The organism is Pseudoalteromonas sp. SR41-4, assembly GCF_014163985.1.
Classification (GTDB): Bacteria; Pseudomonadota; Gammaproteobacteria; order Enterobacterales; family Alteromonadaceae; genus Pseudoalteromonas; species Pseudoalteromonas rhizosphaerae.
The window spans coordinates 42,732-64,810 of the sequence record NZ_JACJEI010000009.1 but is presented as its reverse complement, the minus strand read 5'-3'; the positions used below and the strand labels follow the sequence as shown (position 1 = coordinate 64,810).

The window sequence follows — 22,079 nt, the reverse complement described above, 5'->3', positions numbered from 1 at the left end:
GCCCCGATACAATGAGCATGAACGCCCAGTTTTTCGTTCTAAAGCAACAAGATGAGTCATTAGCCAAGGCTGATGATCACTTTAGCTTAGCGGCTGATATTGCTGCTGAACAGTATCGTCTTGGTCATCGTATCTTTATTTACGTTGATGATCTTGAAATTGCCCATGCCATTGATGAAACTATTTGGTCATTCGACCCCGACAGTTTTGTGCCTCACAATCTCCAAGGTGAAGGTCCAAAAGGTGGTGCGCCCGTTGAAATAGGTACTACCCCGCCAGTCGGTAATCGTAAAGTTTTAATTAACTTGGCTGCACAATTGCCGGACTTTATTCGTCGGTTTAACCAAGTTTTTGATTTTGTGCCCGTTGAAGCCACTGCTAAACAAGCTGCCCGTGAGCGCTTTAAAAAGCTACGCCAACTCGGTGCTAATATCACCACGCAAGATATTAATAGCTAACATACCTTTTGTATAAATAGCTAACTAACTCATTTAAGTACTTATTTAAGGTTCTGTGTAATGGATAAAACCTACAATCCGCAAGATATTGAACAGTCGTTATACCAAGACTGGGAACAAAAAGGCTACTTCAAACCATCAGGTAAAGGCGATGCATATTCAATTATGATCCCGCCACCCAATGTCACTGGTAGCTTACACATGGGCCACGCTTTCCAAGACACCATTATGGATACCTTAACGCGTTTTAAACGTATGCAAGGTAATAACACATTATGGCAAGTAGGTACTGACCACGCAGGTATTGCTACGCAAATGCTGGTTGAACGTAAACTCTCTGCTGAAGAAGGTAAAACACGCCACGACTTAGGCCGTGAAGCTTTCATCGACAAAATTTGGCAGTGGAAAGAACAATCTGGCGGGACTATCACAAAACAACTTCGTCGCCTTGGCGCATCGGTTGATTGGGATCGTGAACGTTTCACAATGGATGAAGGCTTATCAGAAGCAGTTAAAGAAGTGTTTGTACGCTTACACAAAGAAGATTTAATTTATCGTGGTAAGCGCCTAGTAAACTGGGATCCAAAGCTACACACGGCTATCTCTGATCTTGAAGTTGAAAACAAAGACAAACAAGGCCACATGTGGCACCTACGTTACCCATTGGCTGATGGTGTTACAACCCAAGACGGTAAAAACTACATTGTAGTGGCAACGACTCGCCCAGAGACCATGCTTGGTGACTCAGGTGTTGCAGTAAACCCAGATGACGAACGCTATCAAGACTTGATCGGTAAAGAGATTTTACTGCCGATTGTTAATCGTCGAATTAAAATTGTTGCTGATGAACATGCCGATAAAGACAAAGGCACTGGTTGTGTAAAAATCACGCCAGCACACGACTTTAACGATAACGAAGTTGGTAAGCGTCATCAAATGCCGTTGATCAATATCTTCGATAAAGATGCCGCAATTCTAAGCCAAGGCGAAACCTACACCTTTGATGGTAAAGAGCTTGAGTTTGATGCACCAATTCCTGAGCGCCTGCATGGTCTTGACCGCTTCGATGCACGTAAAGCAATTGTGGCTGAATTTGAACAATTAGGCTTACTTGAAAAAATTGAAGATCACGCTCTAACCGTACCTTACGGCGACCGCTCTGGTGTGGTTATTGAACCGCTACTTACTGACCAATGGTATGTACGTGTTGCACCACTGGCTGAGCCTGCAAAAGACGCAGTAAAAAATGGCGATATTCAATTTGTACCTAAGCAATACGAGAACATGTATTTCTCGTGGATGAACGACGTACAAGATTGGTGTATTTCGCGCCAGTTGTGGTGGGGTCACCGCATTCCAGCTTGGTACGACAGCGAAGGCAACGTTTTTGTTGGCCGTGATGAAGCAGAAGTACGTCGTGAAAACAACATTACTGATAGCGTAACACTTAGCCAAGACGAAGATGTACTCGATACCTGGTTCTCATCAGCACTTTGGACTTTTTCAACCCAAGGCTGGCCTGCGAACACAGATGATTTGAAAACTTTCCACCCGTCTGACGTATTGGTAACTGGTTTTGATATTATCTTCTTCTGGGTAGCGCGCATGATCATGATGACCATGCATTTCATCAAAGATGATAACGGCAAGCCACAAGTGCCCTTTAAAACGGTTTACGTTACGGGTCTTATTCGCGATGAAAATGGCGATAAAATGTCAAAATCTAAAGGTAACGTACTTGATCCAATCGATATGATTGACGGTATCGACCTTGAAAGCTTAGTAACAAAACGCACCAGTAACCTGATGCAAGAAAAAGTCGCTAAGAAAATCGAAAAAGATACTCGTAAAACCTTTGATAACGGCATTGAAGCCCACGGTACAGATGCACTGCGCTTTACTTTAGCGGCAATGGCATCGACTGGTCGTGACATCAACTGGGATATGAACCGCCTTGAAGGTTACCGCAACTTCTGTAATAAGTTGTGGAACGCCAGCCGTTATGTACTAATGAACACCGAAGAGCAAGATTGTGGCTTTACAAATGATGCAGTTAAAGAGTATTCACTTGCTGATCGTTGGATCTTAGGCCAATTTGAAGCAACTGTTAAAACCTATACTGAGCACTTAGATAACTACCGTTTTGACCTTGCAGCAAATACGCTTTATGAGTTCACTTGGAACCAATTTTGCGATTGGTACTTAGAGCTGACAAAGCCTGTATTATTCAAAGGCAATGAAGCACAACAACGTGGTACGCGTCATACACTGATCACTGTGCTTGAAAGCCTACTGCGCTTAATGCACCCAATGATGCCATACATTACCGAAACGATTTGGCAACGTGTTGCGCCACTGGCAGGTCTTGAAACAGCGAACACTAGTATCATGGTACAAGCCTTCCCTGTTTACAATGAAGCTAACGTTGATGCAAAAGCAATGGATGATTTAGAGTGGGTTAAGCAATTCATTTTAGCCATTCGTAACATTCGTGGTGAAATGGATATTAGCCCAAGCAAGCCGTTATCAGTATTACTAGCAAATGCATCTGCGGATGATGTACGTCGTATTGAAGAAAATAAATCTTTCTTAGCATCACTTGCTAAAATTGAAGAATTTACGCTGCTTGATAACAAAGATGACGCACCTGCATGTGCAACATCTTATGTTGGTAACCTTGAGATCATGATCCCAATGGCAGGTCTAATCGATGTTGACGCCGAACTTGCACGTATTGCTAAGCAGCTTGAAAAAGCCGAAAAAGGCCTAGCTCAAGTGCAAAATAAACTAGCAAACGAAAAGTTTGTTAACAATGCACCTGAAGCAGTCCTTGCTAAAGAAAATGAGAAACTTGCAGAGTTCTCAGATGCGAAAGCAAAACTACTTGAGCAAAAAGCCAAGATCGAAAGCTTGTAACTAGATGCGGGGAACCCCGCACAGCTAGACACAAAAAAAGCCGCGTTAATAAATAACGCGGCTTTTTATTTGCGCGGGATAAACCCGCGCCTACAAATTAAAACGTGTAGTTATACTGCGCACCAAATAAGTATGCATGGCCTTTTGATTCAAAGCCCCACTGCTGACCTAAGCCATCAGATTCAGTAAAGTTTTGTGTTTTACCACGGAGAATACTCATACCAATATCTAGGTTTGCTTGTTCGCTCATGGTGTAGTTAACGCCAAACGAGTACCAAAAACGGTCAGTATCAGGGATAGAAATCGACAGGTGTTTTTGATCGGCTGGTGATTCATCATAAGCAATACCAGCACGTAATAGTACAGCATCGTTAAACTGATAATCGCCACCGATTGAGTAACGCATTGAGTTTGAGAAGTGCTCATCTTTAGAGAATACAGGTGTATCTTTGCCTGGAACATAAGCTTCTAGCTTTTGGAAGCTATCCCAACCAGTCCATAATACACTGTAGTGTAAGCCTGTTTTCTCATCTAACTGGTGTGTACCAGAGAACTCAGCAATCGCAGGGAGAGTGATTTCAACACTTCCAGGTACACTTACGCCAGCTAGGCCACCGATTTGTGCAGGTAATTGGTTAGAAAACTCGCCATCAAATGTGATATCTGTCTCGCTACGATAGTTAAAACCAAAGCGACTATTTTCATCAATCTGATAGCTAGCTCCTAAGTTCCAACCAAAGCCAGTATCATCGCCTTCTAAATGTACTGCTTGAGTTTGTGCTGGTAAACCTAATGGATTGGCACCAAAGTTACGAATGATTTTCGCATCTGCATAAACATAGTTTAAGCCAAGGCCAACACTAAATTGCTCATTGATTTTGTATGAACCACTTACGTTCATATTTACAGTAACAATCTCTGTTTCACCAGCAAGCTGGCCTGCAGGGTAATCTGCTTCAAATTCAGTTGATAAACCAAAATTTGAAAACGCACCAAAACCAACAGCAAACTTGTCATCGATAGGCATTACAAAATAACCTGCAGGAACAAAAGCGGCTGGCGCAATACTGCTGTCGTTTAGTTGACCAGGGTTAACTGATTGATTACTAGCTTCAGTGCCACGAAGGCTGACATCTGGAATGACAGCAATACCTGCAATACTTAGCTGCTGCTCTTTAAATACAGACATAAGAGCTGGATTACGCGCAACTACAGAGGCATCATCAGCCACTGCTGCTTCACCAGCATATGCACGCCCTAAGCCAGAGGCATTTTGCTCTGCAAGCTGGAAAGCCGCTGCAAACGTATCTGCAGACATAACAGCAAGTGATGCTGCAATTAAAGTTTTTGTAAATTTCATTGTGTTTCCTTAACCAAACAAAATGCTTGGGTTCCCATGTGTTGTCTCTAATTATTAGGAGTAAGTTACTTCAAAACCTTTGCACAGTACCTTACTTTTAAATAAAAAACTGTAACAAAGCGTTAAAAAACCCCATAAAAACCATTTTTTAACAGCAAAGTAACAGTTTTTTAAAACTCATCGGATAAGCTGCTGCGAAAAACTCATTTGCAATTAATTATCATTTAGATTGACTTGTTTGATAAGCACTATTAGACTGCCAAACAGGACTAGCAAAGGAGATGAAGCGGTGGAGATAGGATTAATTATTGCTGCGTTGGCTTTTTGTGGGGTAAGTGTATATTGCTTTTGCAAAGCTAATTTTTGTGCCTGCACTAGAGATGGTGAATGCGATAACCCTGTTAACCATTATTGGTTAGGTGCTATTGTTTGTGCTTTAGTCGCACTAGTGTGCTGTTGCAGTGCGTTACATTCAGAGAATGGGACTTTATTGTGGCTATTATTAATGGTGAGTTGCTTCAGTGGTGCGCTATTATCGGCTAAGCAATCAACTAAAAAACACTGTAACAAAGCAATAACCAAAAAACCGCTTAAACCAACAGATGCTCTTTTAACAAACGAGCCAAATTAAGCTGATAATCTAATGGTTTGATACTCGCTAAAATCTTTAAGTCATGATCTGGTGAAGTTAAATCAACATCTTTTGCCGTAATATGATGACTATGCTTAGCATTATAGAAAACTTTAACTTTAGGTTGAATGGGGTTCTGATGATTACCTTCAGTTACTAATGCCAATCGTTCATTGGTTAATTTAACAATCGTACCGACCGGATGTACACCTAAACACTTAATAAACCGCTGTACTAACTCACCATCAAACATGTGTTTATTAGCTAATAAATAGCGCAATGCGTTGATCGGTTCATCACCAATTTGATGGGGTCTATCTGCGGTCATTGCATCATAAACGTCAACTATCGCCATAATTCGCGCTGGTCGACTAAGTTTTTCGCCCTGCAGACCTCGAGGATAACCACTGCCATCTAAGCGCTCATGGTGATTAACTATCATATCAAGCATTAATGGGGTAATGCCTTTTTCGCCTTTTACCAAGCCTAAACTTTGCGCTACATGCTTTTTAATCGCCTGCATCTCAAGCTTATTTACTTTCTCAGGTTTAGAAAAAATCCCTTGTGGTAATTTAGCTTGGCCTAAGTCATGTAGCAAGGCCCCCATGGCCAGCTCTTGTACAACACTTTCTTTGTAACCTAAGTACTTGGCAAATACAGTGACAAAAATGGCGCAGTTAGTCATATGTCGCCAGTTGTACATATGCTTATCTTTAATGCGGGTTAAAATAGTCATTGCATTATGATTACGAAATACCGATGCCACAATATCTTTAGCTATACCATCAAGCAGTACGATATTCATCTTTAAGCCTGAGGTAACGTCGCCATATAAACTTTGTAAATTACGATTATGTTGCTCATAGCTCACACTCGCTTTAGCAAACTCTTGCTCAACTGAAATAACCTTTTTTATCTTTAATTTATTAGGGTTATTGGCCGTTGCAGCAGCGACTTCAGGTTTGAGCTGATATTTGGCAGGAACACTCACATCACTTTGCGTAAAATCTATCAGCAGCTCTTGCACTCCTTCTGATACCAAGCGCTTAATGATCGATTTATCGCGAACTAGGCCGCGAGTTTTGATTTTTATACTATCAACCCCCTCAAACTGCTTGCTAACACTGTCAACAAACATTCCTGGTACGAGTTCAGAAATTGGAAGGGTAATAAGCATATAAAGTGATTAATTCATTTCAAAAAATAATAATTACTGATTATCAACGATCCACTACAAATGTCTATAACAAAAGTAACGAATACGAAATAAGCACTAGGAAATGATGAATTGCTAAGTTGGCGAGTTGGCGAGTTGGCGAGTTGGCGAGTCAATAATAGTTATGGATTACACTAGGTCCTAGTGATTAGGACCTAGTGGCTAACACATTACTCTTGGAAGTAAGTGCCCCAGCCGTCGTATTCTACGTCGGTGTCGATCGCAAGTTGTGCTAGTTTATCAACATCTTCCATTATTACGTCAACATCTAACTCAGCTTCAACAACGATGTCAAAGCCCCAAATCTTACTGCCGTCTTCAAGCTCAAGCTCTGCAGGCTCTTCAACGTCATAGCCTAGTTTAAACGCAGCGAGTGCAGCTTGCTCAAGCTTGACAAAGTCTTCGCAAACAAAGTGATGTTCTACTTCGTATAAGATCTCAGGATCAGAACCATCTTCTAATAACGAAGTTACAATGTCTTCACTAATTTCACGCCAATTTTCCATTACTTTTCTCTCACTTGAGCATCTAATTCAGTTATTCTAGCAGCCATTTTGCTATGAATACGCTTTGCGTGTTCACGTGCTCCAATCGTTTTATCAAGTGGCTCTGGCGCTAACATGTCTATGTAGATTATACCATTGTCCCAGCGATTTAGCTTAATGGTTTTATATGTTGTGCTCATACATACAGGTACTACAGGTACATCCGCATTTAAAGCCGTGTGAAATGCACCTGTTTTAAATGGTAATAAGCCACGTCCGTAACTGCGGGTTCCCTCTGGGAAAATCCACACTGATAAGCCTTTTTGTTTGATTTTATCGGCCGATTTAGTGATCGTGCTAGCCGCTTTAGAACGATTTCCCCGATCAATTAAAATATTGCCCGAAAGCCAATATAGCTGTCCAAAAAATGGGATCCACTTAAGACTTTTTTTACCTAAACTGACACAGTTTTTTGGTACCGCCGCCGGTAAAGTGAAAATATCGTAATTATTTTGATGGTTTGCAACATACACTGCAGGGCCACAATTTTGCGCGTCAGGATGGCGTGTAATAACCACGTTTACACCAAGCATTTTAGCCACTGTGCCAAACCAACTTGAAATAATATGTACATTATTTATATGAAAAGGTTTTACTAAACAAAGGAGTAAACCAAATACACAGCTTAATAAAATAAACAATGCCATAATAACAATACGAATAATAGCTAACAAAGAAAACGCTCCAAAAATAATAACGCCAGCATTATAGCGTTATTTTTGCCGCTAAACGAGTGTTTAGCGAACACATGTAAGCTTAAAATAATTTTCTGCTTTAAAAACAAACGACCTGCAATAACAGGCCGTTTTATTCATAGATATAAAAAAATACTTACTCGGTTTCTGTCGGCTCAATATCATCATCAATCGCCGTCAGCTCTACAACCGCTTCATCGACACGCTGTAAACCACGCGGTAGTTTGTTACCTCGACGGCCACGCTCGCCATGATAGTGCTCCAAATCAGTAGGTTTAAGAGTCAGTTTACGCTTACCTGCATGCAAGGTAACACTGGTACCTTCAGGCACCACTGCCAGCACTTTAACAAACTCTTCACGCGCTTGTACTTTGGCACTTGGGATAGAGATTATCTTGTTACCCTTACCTTTACCTAGTTTTGGTAAATCACGTAATGGGAATAACAACATCCGGCCCTCATTAGATATCGCCATACAGTAATCGTTAGCAACATCATTAACCCGAATTGGCGCTAATAATTGCCCACCTTTAGGCACACTGACCAGGGCTTTACCGTTTTTGTTTTTACTTACTAGCTCTACAAAATCAGTAATAAAACCATAACCTGCATCTGATGCCATTAACAACACTTGTTTGTCTTCGCCCATCACTACATGCTCAAAATTAGCACCTGCAGTAAGGTTAAACCGACCTGTCATTGGTTCACCTTGGCTTCGTGCCGACGGTAACCCATGCGCATCAGTGGCAAATGCACGCCCAGCAGAATCTAAGAACACCGCAGGTTGGTTACTCTTACCACGCGCAGAGGCTTTATATGCATCGCCAGCCCGGTAACTGAGCCCTTCAACATCTAAATCATGGCCTTTACCAACACGCGCCCAACCTTTTTCAGACAACACAACGGTTACTGATTCTGATGGGATTAAATCTTTTTCGCTTAATGCTTTAGCTTCAAGACGTTCGACAATCGGTGAACGGCGCTCATCACCATACAGCTCTGCTGCTTCTTGAATCTCTTTTTTTAGTAACGTCGACATACGACGTTCAGAGCCTAAAGTCAGCTGTAATTTATCGCGTTCTTTGGCAAGCTCATCTTGCTCACCTCGAATTTTAAACTCTTCAAGTTTCGCTAAATGACGTAGTTTTAATTCAAGGATTGCTTCGGCTTGGATGTCTGTAATACCAAAGCGTTCCATTAACACAGGCTTTGGCTTGTCTTCGCTACGAATAATCTCAATAACTTCATCAATATTTAAAAAGGCTGCAAGTAAACCTTCTAAAATATGTAAACGAGCCAATACTTTATCTAAACGATATTGCAGGCGACGGCGCACTGTTTCACGACGGAACACCAGCCACTCAGTTAAAATGGTTCGTAAATCTTTTACCTGCGGACGGCCATCAAGGCCAAGCATATTGATATTAACGCGGTAATTTTTTTCCAAGTCCGTAGTGGCAAATAAATGAGCCATTAACGGCTCCACTTTAATGCGATTAGAACGCGGAATGATGACAATCCGGGTTGGATTTTCATGATCTGATTCGTCACGTAAATCAGCGACCATAGGCAGCTTTTTGGCATTCATTTGCGCTGCGATTTGCTCAAGTACTTTACCACCAGAACATTGATGTGGCAGTGCAGTAATGACAATATCGCCGTGCTCCTCTGTATAAATAGCGCGCATTTTTATCGAACCACGGCCGGTTTGATAAATTTTACGAATATCCGCTTTTGAAGTGATTATTTCAGCTTCAGTTGGGTAATCGGGAGCTTGTACATGCTCAAGCAATTGATCTAACTCAGCTTTAGGGTTATCCAACAGCAAACAACAGGCACTGGCTACTTCGCGCACGTTGTGTGGCGGAATGTCAGTTGCCATACCGACTGCAATACCCGTAATACCATTGAGTAAAATATGTGGTAAGCGTGATGGTAATACTTGTGGTTCATCCATTGTGCCATCAAAGTTTGGCGTCCAATCAACAGTTCCTTGGCCAAGTTCTTTTAACAGTACTTCTGAGAACTTAGATAAACGCGCTTCGGTATAACGCATTGCCGCAAATGACTTTGGATCATCTGCAGCCCCCCAGTTCCCTTGCCCATCAACTAATGGGTAACGATAAGAAAATGGTTGTGCCATTAACACCATCGCTTCATAACAGGCGCTATCACCATGAGGATGATACTTACCGAGTACATCACCAACGGTACGGGCTGACTTTTTATACTTAGCCGTTGCCGATAAACCCAGTTCACTCATGGCGTAAATAATACGACGTTGTACTGGTTTTAGACCATCGCCAATATGTGGCAATGCCCTATCCATGATCACATACATGGAATAATTCAAATAGGCGTCTTCAGTAAAACGCCCCATTGTTTGTTGCTCAATTCCTTGCAATAGCAAGGTATCTGTATCACTCATCAAAGCCTACCTAATTTTTTTATAGCTTACACGGTAGATCACATTGGCATAATCATCGGAGATCAATAAGCTGCCATCGGCAAGTTCTGCAAAAGCAACCGGACGACCCAATGTTTCTTCGTTTTTCATAAAGCCCGTAATAAACGGCGTGTATTTTATCACACGTCCTTGCTCAATAGTGGCAACTGCCACTTTATATCCAGATTTTTTACTGCGGTTCCACGAGCCATGTTCAGCAACAAATAATTGCTGCTTATAAGTAGCAGGAAATTGTTTACCTTGATAAAAATGAATCCCTAATGGAGCAACATGCGCACCCAAAGCTAAAGCTGGGGCACTGTAATCGGCAATATTTTTACCTTTACCAAATTCAGGATCTAAGATGGCACCTGCATGCACATAGGGAAAACCAAAATGTTCACCTTCGGTTGTTAAGCGGTTTAGTTCATCCGGTGGAAGATCATCCCCCATCATATCTCGGCCATTATCACTAAACCACATAGCCTGGGTGCTAGGATGAAAGTCAAAACCAACAGAGTTACGCACACCTTGTGCTAACGTGGTCATTTGTTTGGTGTTTACATCCAATGAAAATATTCGCCCATAGCGCTCATCTTCGCCGCAAATATTACAAGGTACACCCACAGGAATGATTAACTCGCCAGTTGGTGAAAAGCGTAAGAACTTCCAACCGTGGTGACTTTCTGTCGGTAATGCGTCGTATACCACTTCATATTTAGGTGCTTTTAATTGTGTATCAATATTCTTGAAGCGGATAATACGTTGTACTTCAGCAACATACAGGTCGCCATCTTTGATTGCTAAACCCGATGGCATAGTTAAACCACTGGCCACCAGTATTTGTTTATCAGCAACCCCATCACTATTGTGATCAATCAGTGCATATACGTTTCCCGCTCTGCGCGAGCCAACATAGACAATACCTTTTTTAGATACTGCTAATTGCCGTGCATTTTCCACATCACTGGCAAATATGCTTACAGTAAAACCATTAGGAACACTGAGTTCTTTAAGGATTTCTTTTGCTGCTAAGGACGGGCTTAGCAAGCCTAAAGTTAGTAGAGAAACTAGTAATTTATTCATCGATTTTACCCTATTTGGCCATGCTGCTTCGCTGCATATAACGCTTAATCTGCTTTCTATTAAAAATCTTTGAGCGACGTTTTTTCACCACAGCAAACTTGCCATGACTTAGAACTCACCGCGAACACTGATTATACGAGCTTTAATTAAGTAATCAGGACTTTGATTACATAGTCGTTTGTCAGCAAATACCAATTGCATTAAATTAGTGAGTTATTTTACCTTAGGGGGATATAACTCACTAAATAATCATGTTTTTAATAAATTGGTATAAATCGAGTTACAGCTTTATACGATACAAGTACAAACAACTTTAAAAATCACACTTGAGCACGATTACCATGATCTTCTAACCATTGACGACGATCTGATGAGCGCTTTTTCGCCAGCAACATATCCATCATTTCCATGGTTTCCACTTCATCCTCTAAGGTTAGCTGGACTAAGCGGCGAGTATTAGGATCCATGGTCGTTTCGCGTAGTTGCAGTGGGTTCATTTCACCCAAGCCTTTGAAACGCTGTACGTTTACTTTACCGCGTTTTTTCTCTGCTTCAATACGCGCTAGGATGCCGGATTTTTCATCTTCATCAAGGGCATAATAAACATCTTTACCAATGTCGATTCTAAACAACGGTGGCATAGCTACATATACGTGACCCGTTTTCACCAACGTTGGGAAATGACGAACAAATAGTGCACACAACAAAGTCGCAATATGCAGTCCATCGGAGTCAGCATCCGCTAAGATACAAATTTTATTATAGCGTAACGAAGAGATATCAGTTGAGTCAGGGTCGATACCCAGCGCCACAGAAATATCGTGCACCTCTTGTGACGCTAAAATTTGCCCTGATTCAACTTCCCACGTATTCAAAATTTTACCACGTAGTGGCATTATTGCCTGAAACTCACGATCACGTGCTTGTTTAGCTGAGCCACCAGCTGAGTCACCTTCTACTAAAAACAGCTCAGTACGGTCGTTATCTGCAGCGCTACAGTCGGTTAATTTGCCCGGTAATGCGGGGCCTGCGGTAACACGCTTACGCACCACTTTTTTGGCTGCGCGAAGACGTTTTTGTGCATTAGAAATACATAACTCTGACAGTAACTCAGCAGTATCGGTGTGCTCATTTAACCATAAACTGAATGCATCTTTTACCACCCCAGATACAAATGCCGAGCACGAACGAGAAGATAATTTCTCTTTGGTTTGACCAGCAAATTGTGGATCTTGCATTTTCACTGATAAAACGTAGCTACACCGTTCCCAAATGTCATCAGGGGTGAGCTTAACGCCACGCGGCAGTAAGTTTCTAAATTCACAAAACTCACGCATAGCCTCAAGTAAACCTTGTCGCAAACCATTTACGTGAGTACCGCCTTGCGCAGTTGGTATTAAGTTAACGTAACTTTCAGCTATCGATTCACCGCCTTCAGGTAACCAAACAACCGCCCAATCAGCACCTTCCGTTGAACTTGAAAACTCACCGGTAAATGGGTCTTTTGGCAGTACTTCGTAACCTTTAACAGCTTCGTTTAAGTAGTCTTTAAGGCCTGTTTCGTAATACCACTCTTGGGTTTCTTTGGTTTGTTTATTAACAAACTTAATACGTAAGCCTGGGCAAAGTACGGCTTTAGCTTTTAATAAATGATGTAATTTAGTCAACGAGAAATTAGCTGAGTCAAAGTAGCTTACATCAGGCCAAAAACGTACAGTTGTACCTGTATTACGTTTACCTACGGTGCCTATAACATGAAGATCTTCAACTTTATCACCGCTTTCAAACGCCATCATGTATTGTTGTGCATCGCGGCGCACAACCACTTCAACGCGCGTTGATAATGCATTAACCACGGAGATCCCTACCCCGTGCAAACCACCTGAAAATTGGTAGTTTTTATTAGAGAACTTGCCACCAGCATGCAGCTTGGTAAAAATCAATTCGACCCCTGGAATACCTTCTTCTGGGTGAATATCGATAGGCATACCACGGCCATCATCGCTAACTTCTAGCGAATTATCTTCATGCAAAATGACATCAATTCTAGTGGCATGTCCGGCCATGGCTTCATCGACACTGTTATCAATAACCTCTTGTCCTAAGTGATTAGGACGGGTGGTGTCGGTGTACATACCAGGACGGCGTTTAACAGGTTCTAACCCATTTAATACTTCAATGGCTTCGGCGTTATAATTTTGCTGACTCATAGTTTTTATCTTTTATGCGCTTAGCTATGTTTTACGTGATTTTAAGAAAATCTACAATACTAGCAATGGAGTCTTCAAAGCCAAGAAAGCTATGATCACCACCAAATTCTATCTGTTGCTTGCATTGTGAATAATATTTAACGGCCTGCTGATAATCCAGTACTTCATCACCCGTTTGCTGTAATAAATACAGTAATGATGGGCGCTCTAAGCTAGGTATCGACAGTGATTTTAACGCGTTAATATGACTATTGTTGAGCTCGTAATGGCTATCCTGATAGGGATTATAGTTCGGCCCTAACAAAGAACTCAATAATAAATAAGGCTTAACCGCAGGGTTTATAACCACTGCTGGTAACTGATATTTTTGCGATAAATAAGTGGCGTAAAAACCACCTAAAGAACTACCAAGTAATACAGTATTTGGCGTTAATAATTGTTCAATTTGAATTATCGCATGAAACGGTTCATGGCTTAGCCGTGGCACACAATAATCAACGTCATAGTGTGCCATATACTCACCAAAGCGGACAGCTTTAAATGAATGTTCGCTGCTATTAAAACCATGAATATAAATTACTCGTTGGGCCACATCAGTTCCGAGTTAATTAATAGTTTTGCACTGTTTGTTGGCTTTGATATTGTCAACAATCGATAACCAGGCCCCGCATTATGTTGCTGCCAGTCATCGGTGTATTTAGTAAACTGCACTGAGCTTGCTGGCGTAGCAAAAATCTCAATACTTCTGAATTTAAATTGATAGTCATTATGAACATGACCATGAAATAACTGCCTTACTAGCGCGCTATTATGCAATAAATTAAGTAATTGCGGGCCATTTTCGAGCATATGCTTGTCTAGGTAACCATTAATAGGTAATGGATTATGGTGGCAAAAAGCCACGCTTGGCGACTGTGAAGTCGCTAATAAATCAGCGAGTTCATTTAAATCGGCTTCGCTTACCCAACCTGCTGGTGTTGGCCCTTTAGAGCTAATTAATAACACTTCAAACCCATCGGCAATTAACCGTTTTGCGCTATTGATTTGACCACCAGAAATACGCTGCATCGCACTGATATCATCATGATTACCTGGCAGCCAAAAGACTGGGCAAGTAAGCGCTGAATCGGCAATCAACTGAGCAAACAACAAATATGATGCAAAACTGTGATCTTGGGTTAAATCGCCACCAAAGATCACGGCGTCTAGTGACTGTTTTGCCATATCTGCAAGCGCGCGAGAAAAGTGCTCAGCGGTATTGACCGCAAAATACTCCCCTTGTGGGTCTGCAAATAAGTGACAATCGGTAATATGTGCTAAGCGCAGCTGAGTATTATTGAACTGCGCCGACTCATCAAACCAGGCCATCATTTATATCCCAGTTAAGTACTGCTCGACCACTTTCAACACACGCCACTAACCAATCATACAAAAACGCATTGAGTTGATATTTTTCATCTTTTTGATGCATTTGCGGATTAGGGTAACCATATGAAGGTTTGATCCTTTGATGGTAATCATGGTGAATTATTTCAGCAACTTTTGCATCGTGATATAAACGCACAGTTAAAAACAGCGGATTAAACCCTTTTAACATACCGGTTAATTGCGTTATTGAAATATCCATCGTGTATTTAGCACAGCCATCAACCTTAATTACAAACTGGTTATTACCCAGTTGTACATGACGTGTATTGCCTTCTTTGCGCTCATTGGGCAACAATTTTAAAGCACGTAGGTAGTTATGCTCACATAACGTCAAGTATTTAGGAAGACTCTGAATATATCGTTGTTTCACTGCAAGTGCTGTCACATTACCGCCATAAAGTTAGAGGTTAAGGGTAGTCTATTACTATTTTAGCTGCGCTGATTATTAATTATACGTTCGCGATTAAGCGCTAACCACTGCAATGAAATTACCGAGGCAGCATTATCTATCTCACCGGTTGCTAAACGCGCCATTGCATCATCAAAACTGAGAATATGCGTTTTAATATCTTCACCTTCAGCTGCAAGTCCATACACGCCACTTTGCAGCTGGCTTAAATCAGTCTTTGCAAGGTAAAGATGTAACCGCTCAGTAGTCCCACCAGGGCTTGACAGATACGATAGCATAAATTCTAATTCACTCAGTACTAAGCCCGCTTCTTCAAATGCTTCGCGCCTAACGACATCTTCATAATTAGTGCTGCCATCGGTCATGCCTGCTATACATTCTAATAACCAAGGTGACTGTTTACTTTTTATCGCGCCAATACGTATTTGTTCGATCAGCAAAATACAGTCTGTTACGGGATCATACGGTAAAACCGCAACAGCGTCACCGCGTTCAAGTATTTCACGGCGGATCGTCGCTGATTGGCCCCCCGCAAATAATGCATGTTCAAACTGATATAAGTTAATCTTAAAAAAACCGTTATAAAGTACCTTTATAGGAGCTATTATAACGTCTTGCTTGGTAAATTTTGTGAGTATTTCATCAGCCATGAAGTTTCCTATTACACATATTATTACTTGAGTTTCAACCTAGATACTTACTATCATGTCCGGGATATTATATTCTGTTACACTTGTTTACGCTGTTTTACGCAAATTTTTTTTTGTTCTTATGTAAAACAGGTTACCATGCTTTTAGAACGTAAATTGTCTAAGGACTGAACGAATAATGAAAAAGAACATTCTTGCTGCGCTGATTGGTATATCTTGCGCATTAACAGCTACAGCGTCAAATGCTGAAGACTTATTACAAGTTTATGAAATTGCCACTGCTAACGATCCTACAGTTTTAAAAGCAAAAGCCCAAGCAAATGCACAAGCTTATAACAGTGACCGTGCGATGAGCGCATTATTGCCACAAATCGGTTTTTCTATGGGGTATGAGAAAACCGATAGCACATCATTTAACGGAACTGATGCGGCAGGATATACCAAGATCGATAGCGATTCAGATACTTTCAGCCGTGGTCTTAGACTAAGCCAAACTCTGTTTGATTTAGGTGCATGGAATTCATTAGGCATTGCAGACAAACAAGCGTTGCAAGCAGCTGCTCAATATGATTTTGCCAAGCAAGACCTAATTGTTCGTGTTGCAGATGGCTATTTCAACGTATTAAGTTCGATTGATAACTTAGAATTTGTACAATCTGAAAAACGCGCTATTGAACGTCAACTTGAGCAAACCAAACAGCGTTATGCTGTAGGCTTGACGGCAATTACCGATGTGCATGAAGCGCAAGCACAATTTGATAACTCGGTTGCCCGCGAAATCGTTGCCAGAAACGGCGTTGAAACTGCCCGTGAGCAGCTTCGTGAAATTACCGGTAAATATCATGCTAAGCTTGATGTATTAAATACCGAAACATTCTCTACGGTACAACCGACAAAAAAATCACCCGATTACATTAAGCTTGCAGAACAAAATAATTTAAACCTGCAGGTCTCCAAGGTAACGGTTGATATCGCTAAAGATCAAATTGATTTAGCACAAGCAGGCCATTATCCTAAGCTGACTTTAGATGCCAGCTACGGTGATACACTAACTGATAGCAATAGCAACACTGCCCGCCCACGTGGTGATAGTACAAATATTGGCATTAACTTTAGTGTGCCAATATATTCAGGCGGTGCTACTACTGCAGCGACTGAGCAGGCACGTGCTTTTTATGTTGCTGCAAGTGAAGATCTAGAAGCTAGTCTGCGTGGCGTAACCCGCTCGGTGATCACCTCTTATAATCAAGTAGTATCAGATATTGCGACCTTTAAAGCGCTTGAACAAGCCGTAGTTTCTGCTGAAAGTGCATTAAAAGCCACTGAAGCTGGTTTTGAAGTGGGTACTCGTACTATTGTTGACGTACTGGTCAGTACACAAAACTTATTTAACGCCAAACGTAACCTCGCTGATGTACGTTATCGCTACGTTGTATCAACGCTACGCTTAAAACAAGCAGCGGGCACGTTAACAAGTAATGATTTACAAGCCATCAACCAAGGTTTAAAAGAAATCCAATAAAGATAAGCTTAACATTACTCATTTAAAAGCCAGCAACTTGCTGGCTTTTTTGTATTTTTTTATTCATCCAGTTAAACTAGCTACTTTTCGTATGTGAGATATTTCCGTGGTCAACTCTTCTGAATTTAAATGGTCCTTTCTGGGGCCTCGCTATTGGCTTACTTGGCTTGGTGTGTTTATTTTATATACAATATCTTGGTTACCTTCGAAACTACAACTTTGGCTAGGAAGGCAACTTGGCCGTTTGGTGTATCGCACTATGAAAAAACGCCGCCATATTGCCGAAGTAAATATTAAATTGTGCTTTCCTGAAATGCCCGCTGAGCAGCAACGCGCACTGGTCAAACAGAATATGGAAAACACCGGTATTGCGACTCTTGAAACCGGAATGGCATGGTGGTGGCCAAACTGGCGGATAAAACGCGTTTATGGCTCAGTGAAAGGACTTGAGCACTTTGACAGGATCCAACAATCAGGTAAAGGTGTACTGTTACTCGTGCCACACATTCTTCATCTTGAAATGACAAGCCGCATTATGGGGCTCAATCACCAAGGTATTGGCTTCTATCGTCCACATAACAACCCGCTAATGGAATTTTTTATGACTCGTGGCCGCTTACGTTCCAATGAGTATTTAATTGGCAAGCGCGATGTCAAAGGGTTACTAAAAGCACTTAAGGCTAAAAAGGTTTGTTACTATTTACCAGATCAGGACTACGGTCGTAAACGTTGTGAATTTGCACCATTTTTTGCAGTCAAAGATACAGCAAGTACCACTGGTACATTACTTTTTGCAGCCAGCAAAAATTGCGAAACAGTTAGTTTAACCAGCCGTCGCGATGAACATGGCAAGTATCATTTAGAAATACTGCCAACACTAGATAATTTTCCAAGTGGTGATGATCATGCTGATGTAACACGCGTCAACCAACGTATCGAGCAAGCTGTAAACGTTGCACCAACGCAATATATGTGGCTTCATAGACGTTTTAAAACACGCCCTGATATTGATGCACCTTCTTATTACAAGTGACAACAGCATTGTAATATGCTTTTATTAGTAAATACAAATACAAGAGTATGAGCCATGTGGTTTTGGGTTAAGCATTTATCATTAGCTGCTATTTTAATTGCCGCAGCAATTTATTTTTTATTAGGCCATGGTCCAGTTATGGACATGAAAGATACCAAAAATGCGGCTGCGCAAGGTTTATCACGTTTTTATTCATCATTACGCAACCAAGTAAATAAAAGCAATGAACGCGATAAATACGTACTTAAATTAGCTAATCCGGATATAAATATAGATGCGGCGCTGACCGAGCGCGCTAAAGTTGTTGAACCATCCTCACCAAATTGGACTGGTGAATTAATGCCGAGACGCTTTGAAAATGGCTCGACTTTAAAAAAAGTGTTAACTGATTACGCACGCGATGAAGATATCGTTCTGTATTGGTATTTAAGTAAAGACTATGTGATCAAAGAACACTTTAGAGTGGATAGCAATTTTAATTCAACACTTTATCAAGTTGGCCGGGCGATCAATGATGACTTTGAAAACGAAGTTTATACCTTCTTTTGTTTTAAACAGCGAGCAGCCGTGATAACCGAGCTGCCCTCTGAATATGTGCGCGAAAACTGTAAGCGCCTAAGAAGTTAAGCGCTTAACTCAAATATCTGCTGCCATGCTTGTGTAACAAATGCGATGTCTTTCGCAAATTCAGCTTTTGTTACACAACGTCCCTGCTGATCTAGGCTCAACACATGATAACGCGAGCGATAATCAATATAGGCTGTAATAAGCCCTTGCTTGATCTCATCACTAATACAACCAAGCCTTGCTGCATCGGTTAAAATCCTTACGTTGTCTGAGTAAGTAGTTAGTTGCTCCAAGCTATAAGCGTTATCAAGCACTAAATATTGAGTCAGAAACTCAATATCAGCAATGCCGCCAGTATCTTGTTTTAAATCAAACTCAATATCGTTGCCTTTCGCTAAATGTGTGCGCATTTTTTCACGCATGATGATCACATCTTCTTTAAGCTTTTGCGGGTCGCGCTGCTGGCACAAAATGCCTAAGCGAATTTGCGCAAAGCGCTGCTGTAATTCGGGTTGCCCAAAAATCATCCGAGAACGCACTAGCGCTTGATGTTCCCATGTCCAAGCTTGCGTTTGCTGATAGTGGTTAAAGCTCTCAAGATTGATTGCCATTAACCCTGAGGCACCTTCTGGGCGTAACCGCGTATCTAGTTCATATAAAATGCCCGACGCCGTACGAGTATTAAATAAATGCATTAGTCGCTGTGCTAATTTTAAATAAAACTGCCGTGAATCAATCGCTTTAGTGCCATTAGTTTGCTCTGAGCCATCACTATTATGTACAAAGACTAAATCGAGATCAGAATCATAACCCACTTCAAAACCACCGGTTTTACCATAAGCTATTACGGCAAAGCCCTTGTGCTCTTCATCAGTATTGGGCGGAATACCAAAACGCTGCGCCATTTGCTGCCAAGCAAGGTTCACCGCTTGCTCAACTATCGCTTCGGCTAATGCTGTTAAATGATCGCTTACTTTCATTACATCTAACACACCGGTTGCATCAGCGGCAGCAATACGTAGTTGATGGGTTTGTTTAAACTGACGCAGTGCTTCCATTTGCTGTTCTAAGTCTGCGCTATCAATTCGTAAAAAATACTGTCGTATTTCGTCTTTATATGCAGTCAGTGGTGTAGGCTTATACAGCACCGCAGGATCGATAAGCTCATCAAGTAAAATCGGGTAACGCGAAATATGCTCACCAATCCATTTACTATGGCAACACAACGAAACAAGCTGTTTTAACGCGCCTTGGTTTTCAAACAGCAACTCTAAATAGGCTGTTCGTGAAATAACCTTGCTTAATACTTGGCAGATCATACTAAATACGTCACCACTTGCTTGACTGTCTGATAGTTGCTTTAGCATTAATGGCATGAGTTTATCGAGAATATCACGGCCACGATGACCAATTTTAGTTTTCGTTAAGCGGGCTTTAAAATCTTCTAATGGTATTTGCCATGCATCATTTGGGTCGGTTAAAACACTAATATCGGTGTGTTCCCAAGCACTTATAAAAGCACTTTCGCAAGGATCAACAGGCTCACTTTCATAACCAATAACTTGTTCAAATTCACTGTGTATGCCAGCCATAATATCATTTATTTGCGCTAAAGATGCGCTGAAGTCACTCTGCTCTAACAGGTAATTTAATCGTTGTTGGCTCAAGGCATCATCTGGCAATGTTTGCGTTTGTTGATCTGCAAAAATCTGTAAATATTGCTCAACTCGCCTTAAAAACAAATAATTGTGGCGTAATAATTTTGCTTCATCTGCGCCAATAACTTGAATATTTACTAATTCAGCTAACGCTTTTTGTAATGATTGTGTTTGTAAATTGGCTTCACGCCCACCTCGTACCATTTGCAATGCTTGCACCACAAACTCGACCTCACGAATTCCACCAGCGCCTAGTTTTATATTGTTGGTTAAGCGCTTACGGCGTACTTCTTGAGCTATCATTTGCTTCATTTTACGCAGCGATTCAATCACTGAAAAATCGATATAGCGACGATACACAAAAGGCTTTAATAACTGATAAAATTCATCACAATAGCCCGTTTGAGGGCCAATTAAACGTCCTTTGAGCATGGCATAGCGTTCCCACTCACGGCCTTGATCTTGGTAGTAATCTTCCATGGCATTAAAACTCATCACCAAGGGGCCACTTTCACCAAAAGGTCGCAGCCGCATATCGACCCTAAATACTTGTCCATCAACCGTTGTTTGATTAAGTGCGGCAATCAGCTTTTGTGCCACTTTAGTGTAAAACACTTGCGCTTCTAAAGAGCGCCGCCCACCTTGAGTTTTTACACTACGTGGATAAGAAAAAATTAAATCGATATCTGACGAATAGTTAAGTTCTTGGCCACCTAACTTACCCATTCCTAATACCAACATCGCCAGAGGCTGTTGTTGCTCATCGAATGGTTGCCCATTAATCTGAGCAACCTGAGCAAATGCCCAGTTATTGGCACTATCAATTAGCTGATCGGCTAAAGCCGAGATATAGCCAATACTATCGGCTATATCATTGCTGTAACATAAATCTAAACACGCTACTTTTAGCCAATAGCGTTCCCGGTAACGGCGTAAAATTTTATGGCACTGCGCTTCATCAACCTCGGTAAGATTTAAGTCTTGAAATGGGTTAGGACTATCTCGCAAACTCATTTGAGTATCACTGAGCAACATCTCAATTAACTGCGGCTGAGATTGCAGGCAACGCCAGGCGAAGTCACTCAAACCTAACAAATTAATAATTAATTCATTAGCAGGAAGCTCTGGATATAGCTGAAAAAAACGTTCGCTGCCTAAGCCATGCAGTGCTGTTGGGAGTTGTTCGCCTGGTGTCATCAAATACTCTCTTTTATATCAGTCGTAACCGTACTAGAATAGTTAACATAAT

18 protein-coding genes are annotated in these 22,079 nt (G+C 41.3%); 6 read left to right on the top strand and 12 right to left on the bottom strand.

The genetic code is table 11. The features are described from left to right. The first annotated feature begins 11 nt into the window (after nt 1-11). Nucleotides 12-458, top strand: coding sequence for a DNA polymerase III subunit chi (locus H5180_RS09505; protein ID WP_145234983.1), 447 nt, complete (start codon nt 12-14; stop codon nt 456-458). Nucleotides 459-518: 60 nt separating this feature from the next. Next, nucleotides 519-3,374 (top strand): valine--tRNA ligase, encoded by a 2,856-nt coding sequence (locus H5180_RS09500; RefSeq protein WP_182758134.1) that lies wholly within the window; start codon nt 519-521, stop codon nt 3,372-3,374. Between the two features lie 97 nt (nt 3,375-3,471). On the opposite strand, the gene H5180_RS09495 is transcribed toward H5180_RS09500, so the two are convergent. Further along, nucleotides 3,472-4,734 (bottom strand): outer membrane protein transport protein, encoded by a 1,263-nt coding sequence (locus H5180_RS09495; RefSeq protein ID WP_145234979.1) that lies wholly within the window; start codon nt 4,732-4,734, stop codon nt 3,472-3,474. Nucleotides 4,735-5,023: 289 nt separating this feature from the next. Between H5180_RS09495 and H5180_RS23575 the strand changes: the two genes are divergently transcribed. Beyond that, on the top strand, nt 5,024-5,365 hold the full coding sequence (locus H5180_RS23575) for a hypothetical protein (RefSeq protein WP_145234977.1): 342 nt from the start codon (nt 5,024-5,026) through the stop codon (nt 5,363-5,365). On the opposite strand, the gene H5180_RS09485 is transcribed toward H5180_RS23575, so the two are convergent. The 10 genes from H5180_RS09485 to H5180_RS09440 form a co-directional block, all read right to left on the bottom strand. Next, complete coding sequence (locus H5180_RS09485; RefSeq protein WP_182758132.1) at nt 5,325-6,542, bottom strand: HD-GYP domain-containing protein; 1,218 nt, start codon at nt 6,540-6,542, stop codon at nt 5,325-5,327. The genes H5180_RS23575 and H5180_RS09485 overlap by 41 nt on opposite strands. Before the next feature lie 209 nt (nt 6,543-6,751). After that, nucleotides 6,752-7,087, bottom strand: coding sequence for a ribonuclease E inhibitor RraB (rraB, locus tag H5180_RS09480; protein ID WP_064667208.1), 336 nt, complete (start codon nt 7,085-7,087; stop codon nt 6,752-6,754). After that, the gene (locus H5180_RS09475) at nt 7,087-7,800 is read right to left on the bottom strand and encodes a 1-acylglycerol-3-phosphate O-acyltransferase (protein WP_145234973.1); all 714 of its coding nucleotides are present in this window, start codon (nt 7,798-7,800) and stop codon (nt 7,087-7,089) included. Before H5180_RS09475 ends, rraB begins: the two co-directional genes overlap by 1 nt. 157 nt (nt 7,801-7,957) lie before the next feature. Beyond that, nucleotides 7,958-10,249: a DNA topoisomerase IV subunit A gene (gene parC / locus H5180_RS09470; RefSeq protein WP_182758131.1), complete on the bottom strand. Its 2,292-nt coding sequence runs from the start codon at nt 10,247-10,249 to the stop codon at nt 7,958-7,960. Nucleotides 10,250-10,255: 6 nt separating this feature from the next. Beyond that, the gene (locus H5180_RS09465) at nt 10,256-11,353 is read right to left on the bottom strand and encodes a sorbosone dehydrogenase family protein (protein ID WP_182758130.1); all 1,098 of its coding nucleotides are present in this window, start codon (nt 11,351-11,353) and stop codon (nt 10,256-10,258) included. Between the two features lie 320 nt (nt 11,354-11,673). Continuing rightward, nucleotides 11,674-13,563 carry a DNA topoisomerase IV subunit B gene (parE, locus tag H5180_RS09460; protein ID WP_145234966.1) on the bottom strand — a complete coding sequence of 630 codons (1,890 nt, stop codon included), beginning with the start codon at nt 13,561-13,563 and terminating at the stop codon, nt 11,674-11,676. A 31-nt stretch (nt 13,564-13,594) separates the two neighbouring features. Beyond that, nucleotides 13,595-14,155 carry a YqiA/YcfP family alpha/beta fold hydrolase gene (locus tag H5180_RS09455; protein WP_182758129.1) on the bottom strand — a complete coding sequence of 187 codons (561 nt, stop codon included), beginning with the start codon at nt 14,153-14,155 and terminating at the stop codon, nt 13,595-13,597. Continuing rightward, nucleotides 14,140-14,931 (bottom strand): metallophosphoesterase, encoded by a 792-nt coding sequence (locus H5180_RS09450; protein ID WP_145235024.1) that lies wholly within the window; start codon nt 14,929-14,931, stop codon nt 14,140-14,142. Before H5180_RS09450 ends, H5180_RS09455 begins: the two co-directional genes overlap by 16 nt. Continuing rightward, nucleotides 14,918-15,376 (bottom strand): DUF1249 domain-containing protein, encoded by a 459-nt coding sequence (locus H5180_RS09445; RefSeq protein WP_182731347.1) that lies wholly within the window; start codon nt 15,374-15,376, stop codon nt 14,918-14,920. The genes H5180_RS09450 and H5180_RS09445 overlap by 14 nt, the downstream gene beginning before the upstream one ends. Nucleotides 15,377-15,420: 44 nt before the next feature. Continuing rightward, nucleotides 15,421-16,050 (bottom strand): NUDIX domain-containing protein, encoded by a 630-nt coding sequence (locus H5180_RS09440; RefSeq protein WP_182758128.1) that lies wholly within the window; start codon nt 16,048-16,050, stop codon nt 15,421-15,423. A 178-nt stretch (nt 16,051-16,228) separates the two neighbouring features. On the opposite strand from H5180_RS09440, the gene tolC reads away from it, so the two are divergent. From tolC to H5180_RS09425, 3 genes are all read left to right on the top strand, one after another. After that, nucleotides 16,229-17,572: an outer membrane channel protein TolC gene (gene tolC / locus H5180_RS09435; protein ID WP_182758127.1), complete on the top strand. Its 1,344-nt coding sequence runs from the start codon at nt 16,229-16,231 to the stop codon at nt 17,570-17,572. 106 nt (nt 17,573-17,678) lie between these two features. Then, a complete protein-coding gene (lpxL, locus tag H5180_RS09430) occupies nt 17,679-18,605 on the top strand; it encodes an LpxL/LpxP family Kdo(2)-lipid IV(A) lauroyl/palmitoleoyl acyltransferase (protein ID WP_145234954.1) in 927 nt (308 codons plus the stop codon). A 54-nt stretch (nt 18,606-18,659) separates the two neighbouring features. Next, the gene (locus H5180_RS09425) at nt 18,660-19,232 is read left to right on the top strand and encodes a TcpQ domain-containing protein (RefSeq protein ID WP_145234952.1); all 573 of its coding nucleotides are present in this window, start codon (nt 18,660-18,662) and stop codon (nt 19,230-19,232) included. On the opposite strand, the gene glnE is transcribed toward H5180_RS09425, so the two are convergent. Continuing rightward, the gene (glnE, locus tag H5180_RS09420; RefSeq protein ID WP_145234950.1) at nt 19,229-22,027 is read right to left on the bottom strand and encodes a bifunctional [glutamate--ammonia ligase]-adenylyl-L-tyrosine phosphorylase/[glutamate--ammonia-ligase] adenylyltransferase; all 2,799 of its coding nucleotides are present in this window, start codon (nt 22,025-22,027) and stop codon (nt 19,229-19,231) included. The genes H5180_RS09425 and glnE overlap by 4 nt on opposite strands. Nucleotides 22,028-22,079: the final 52 nt, after the last annotated feature.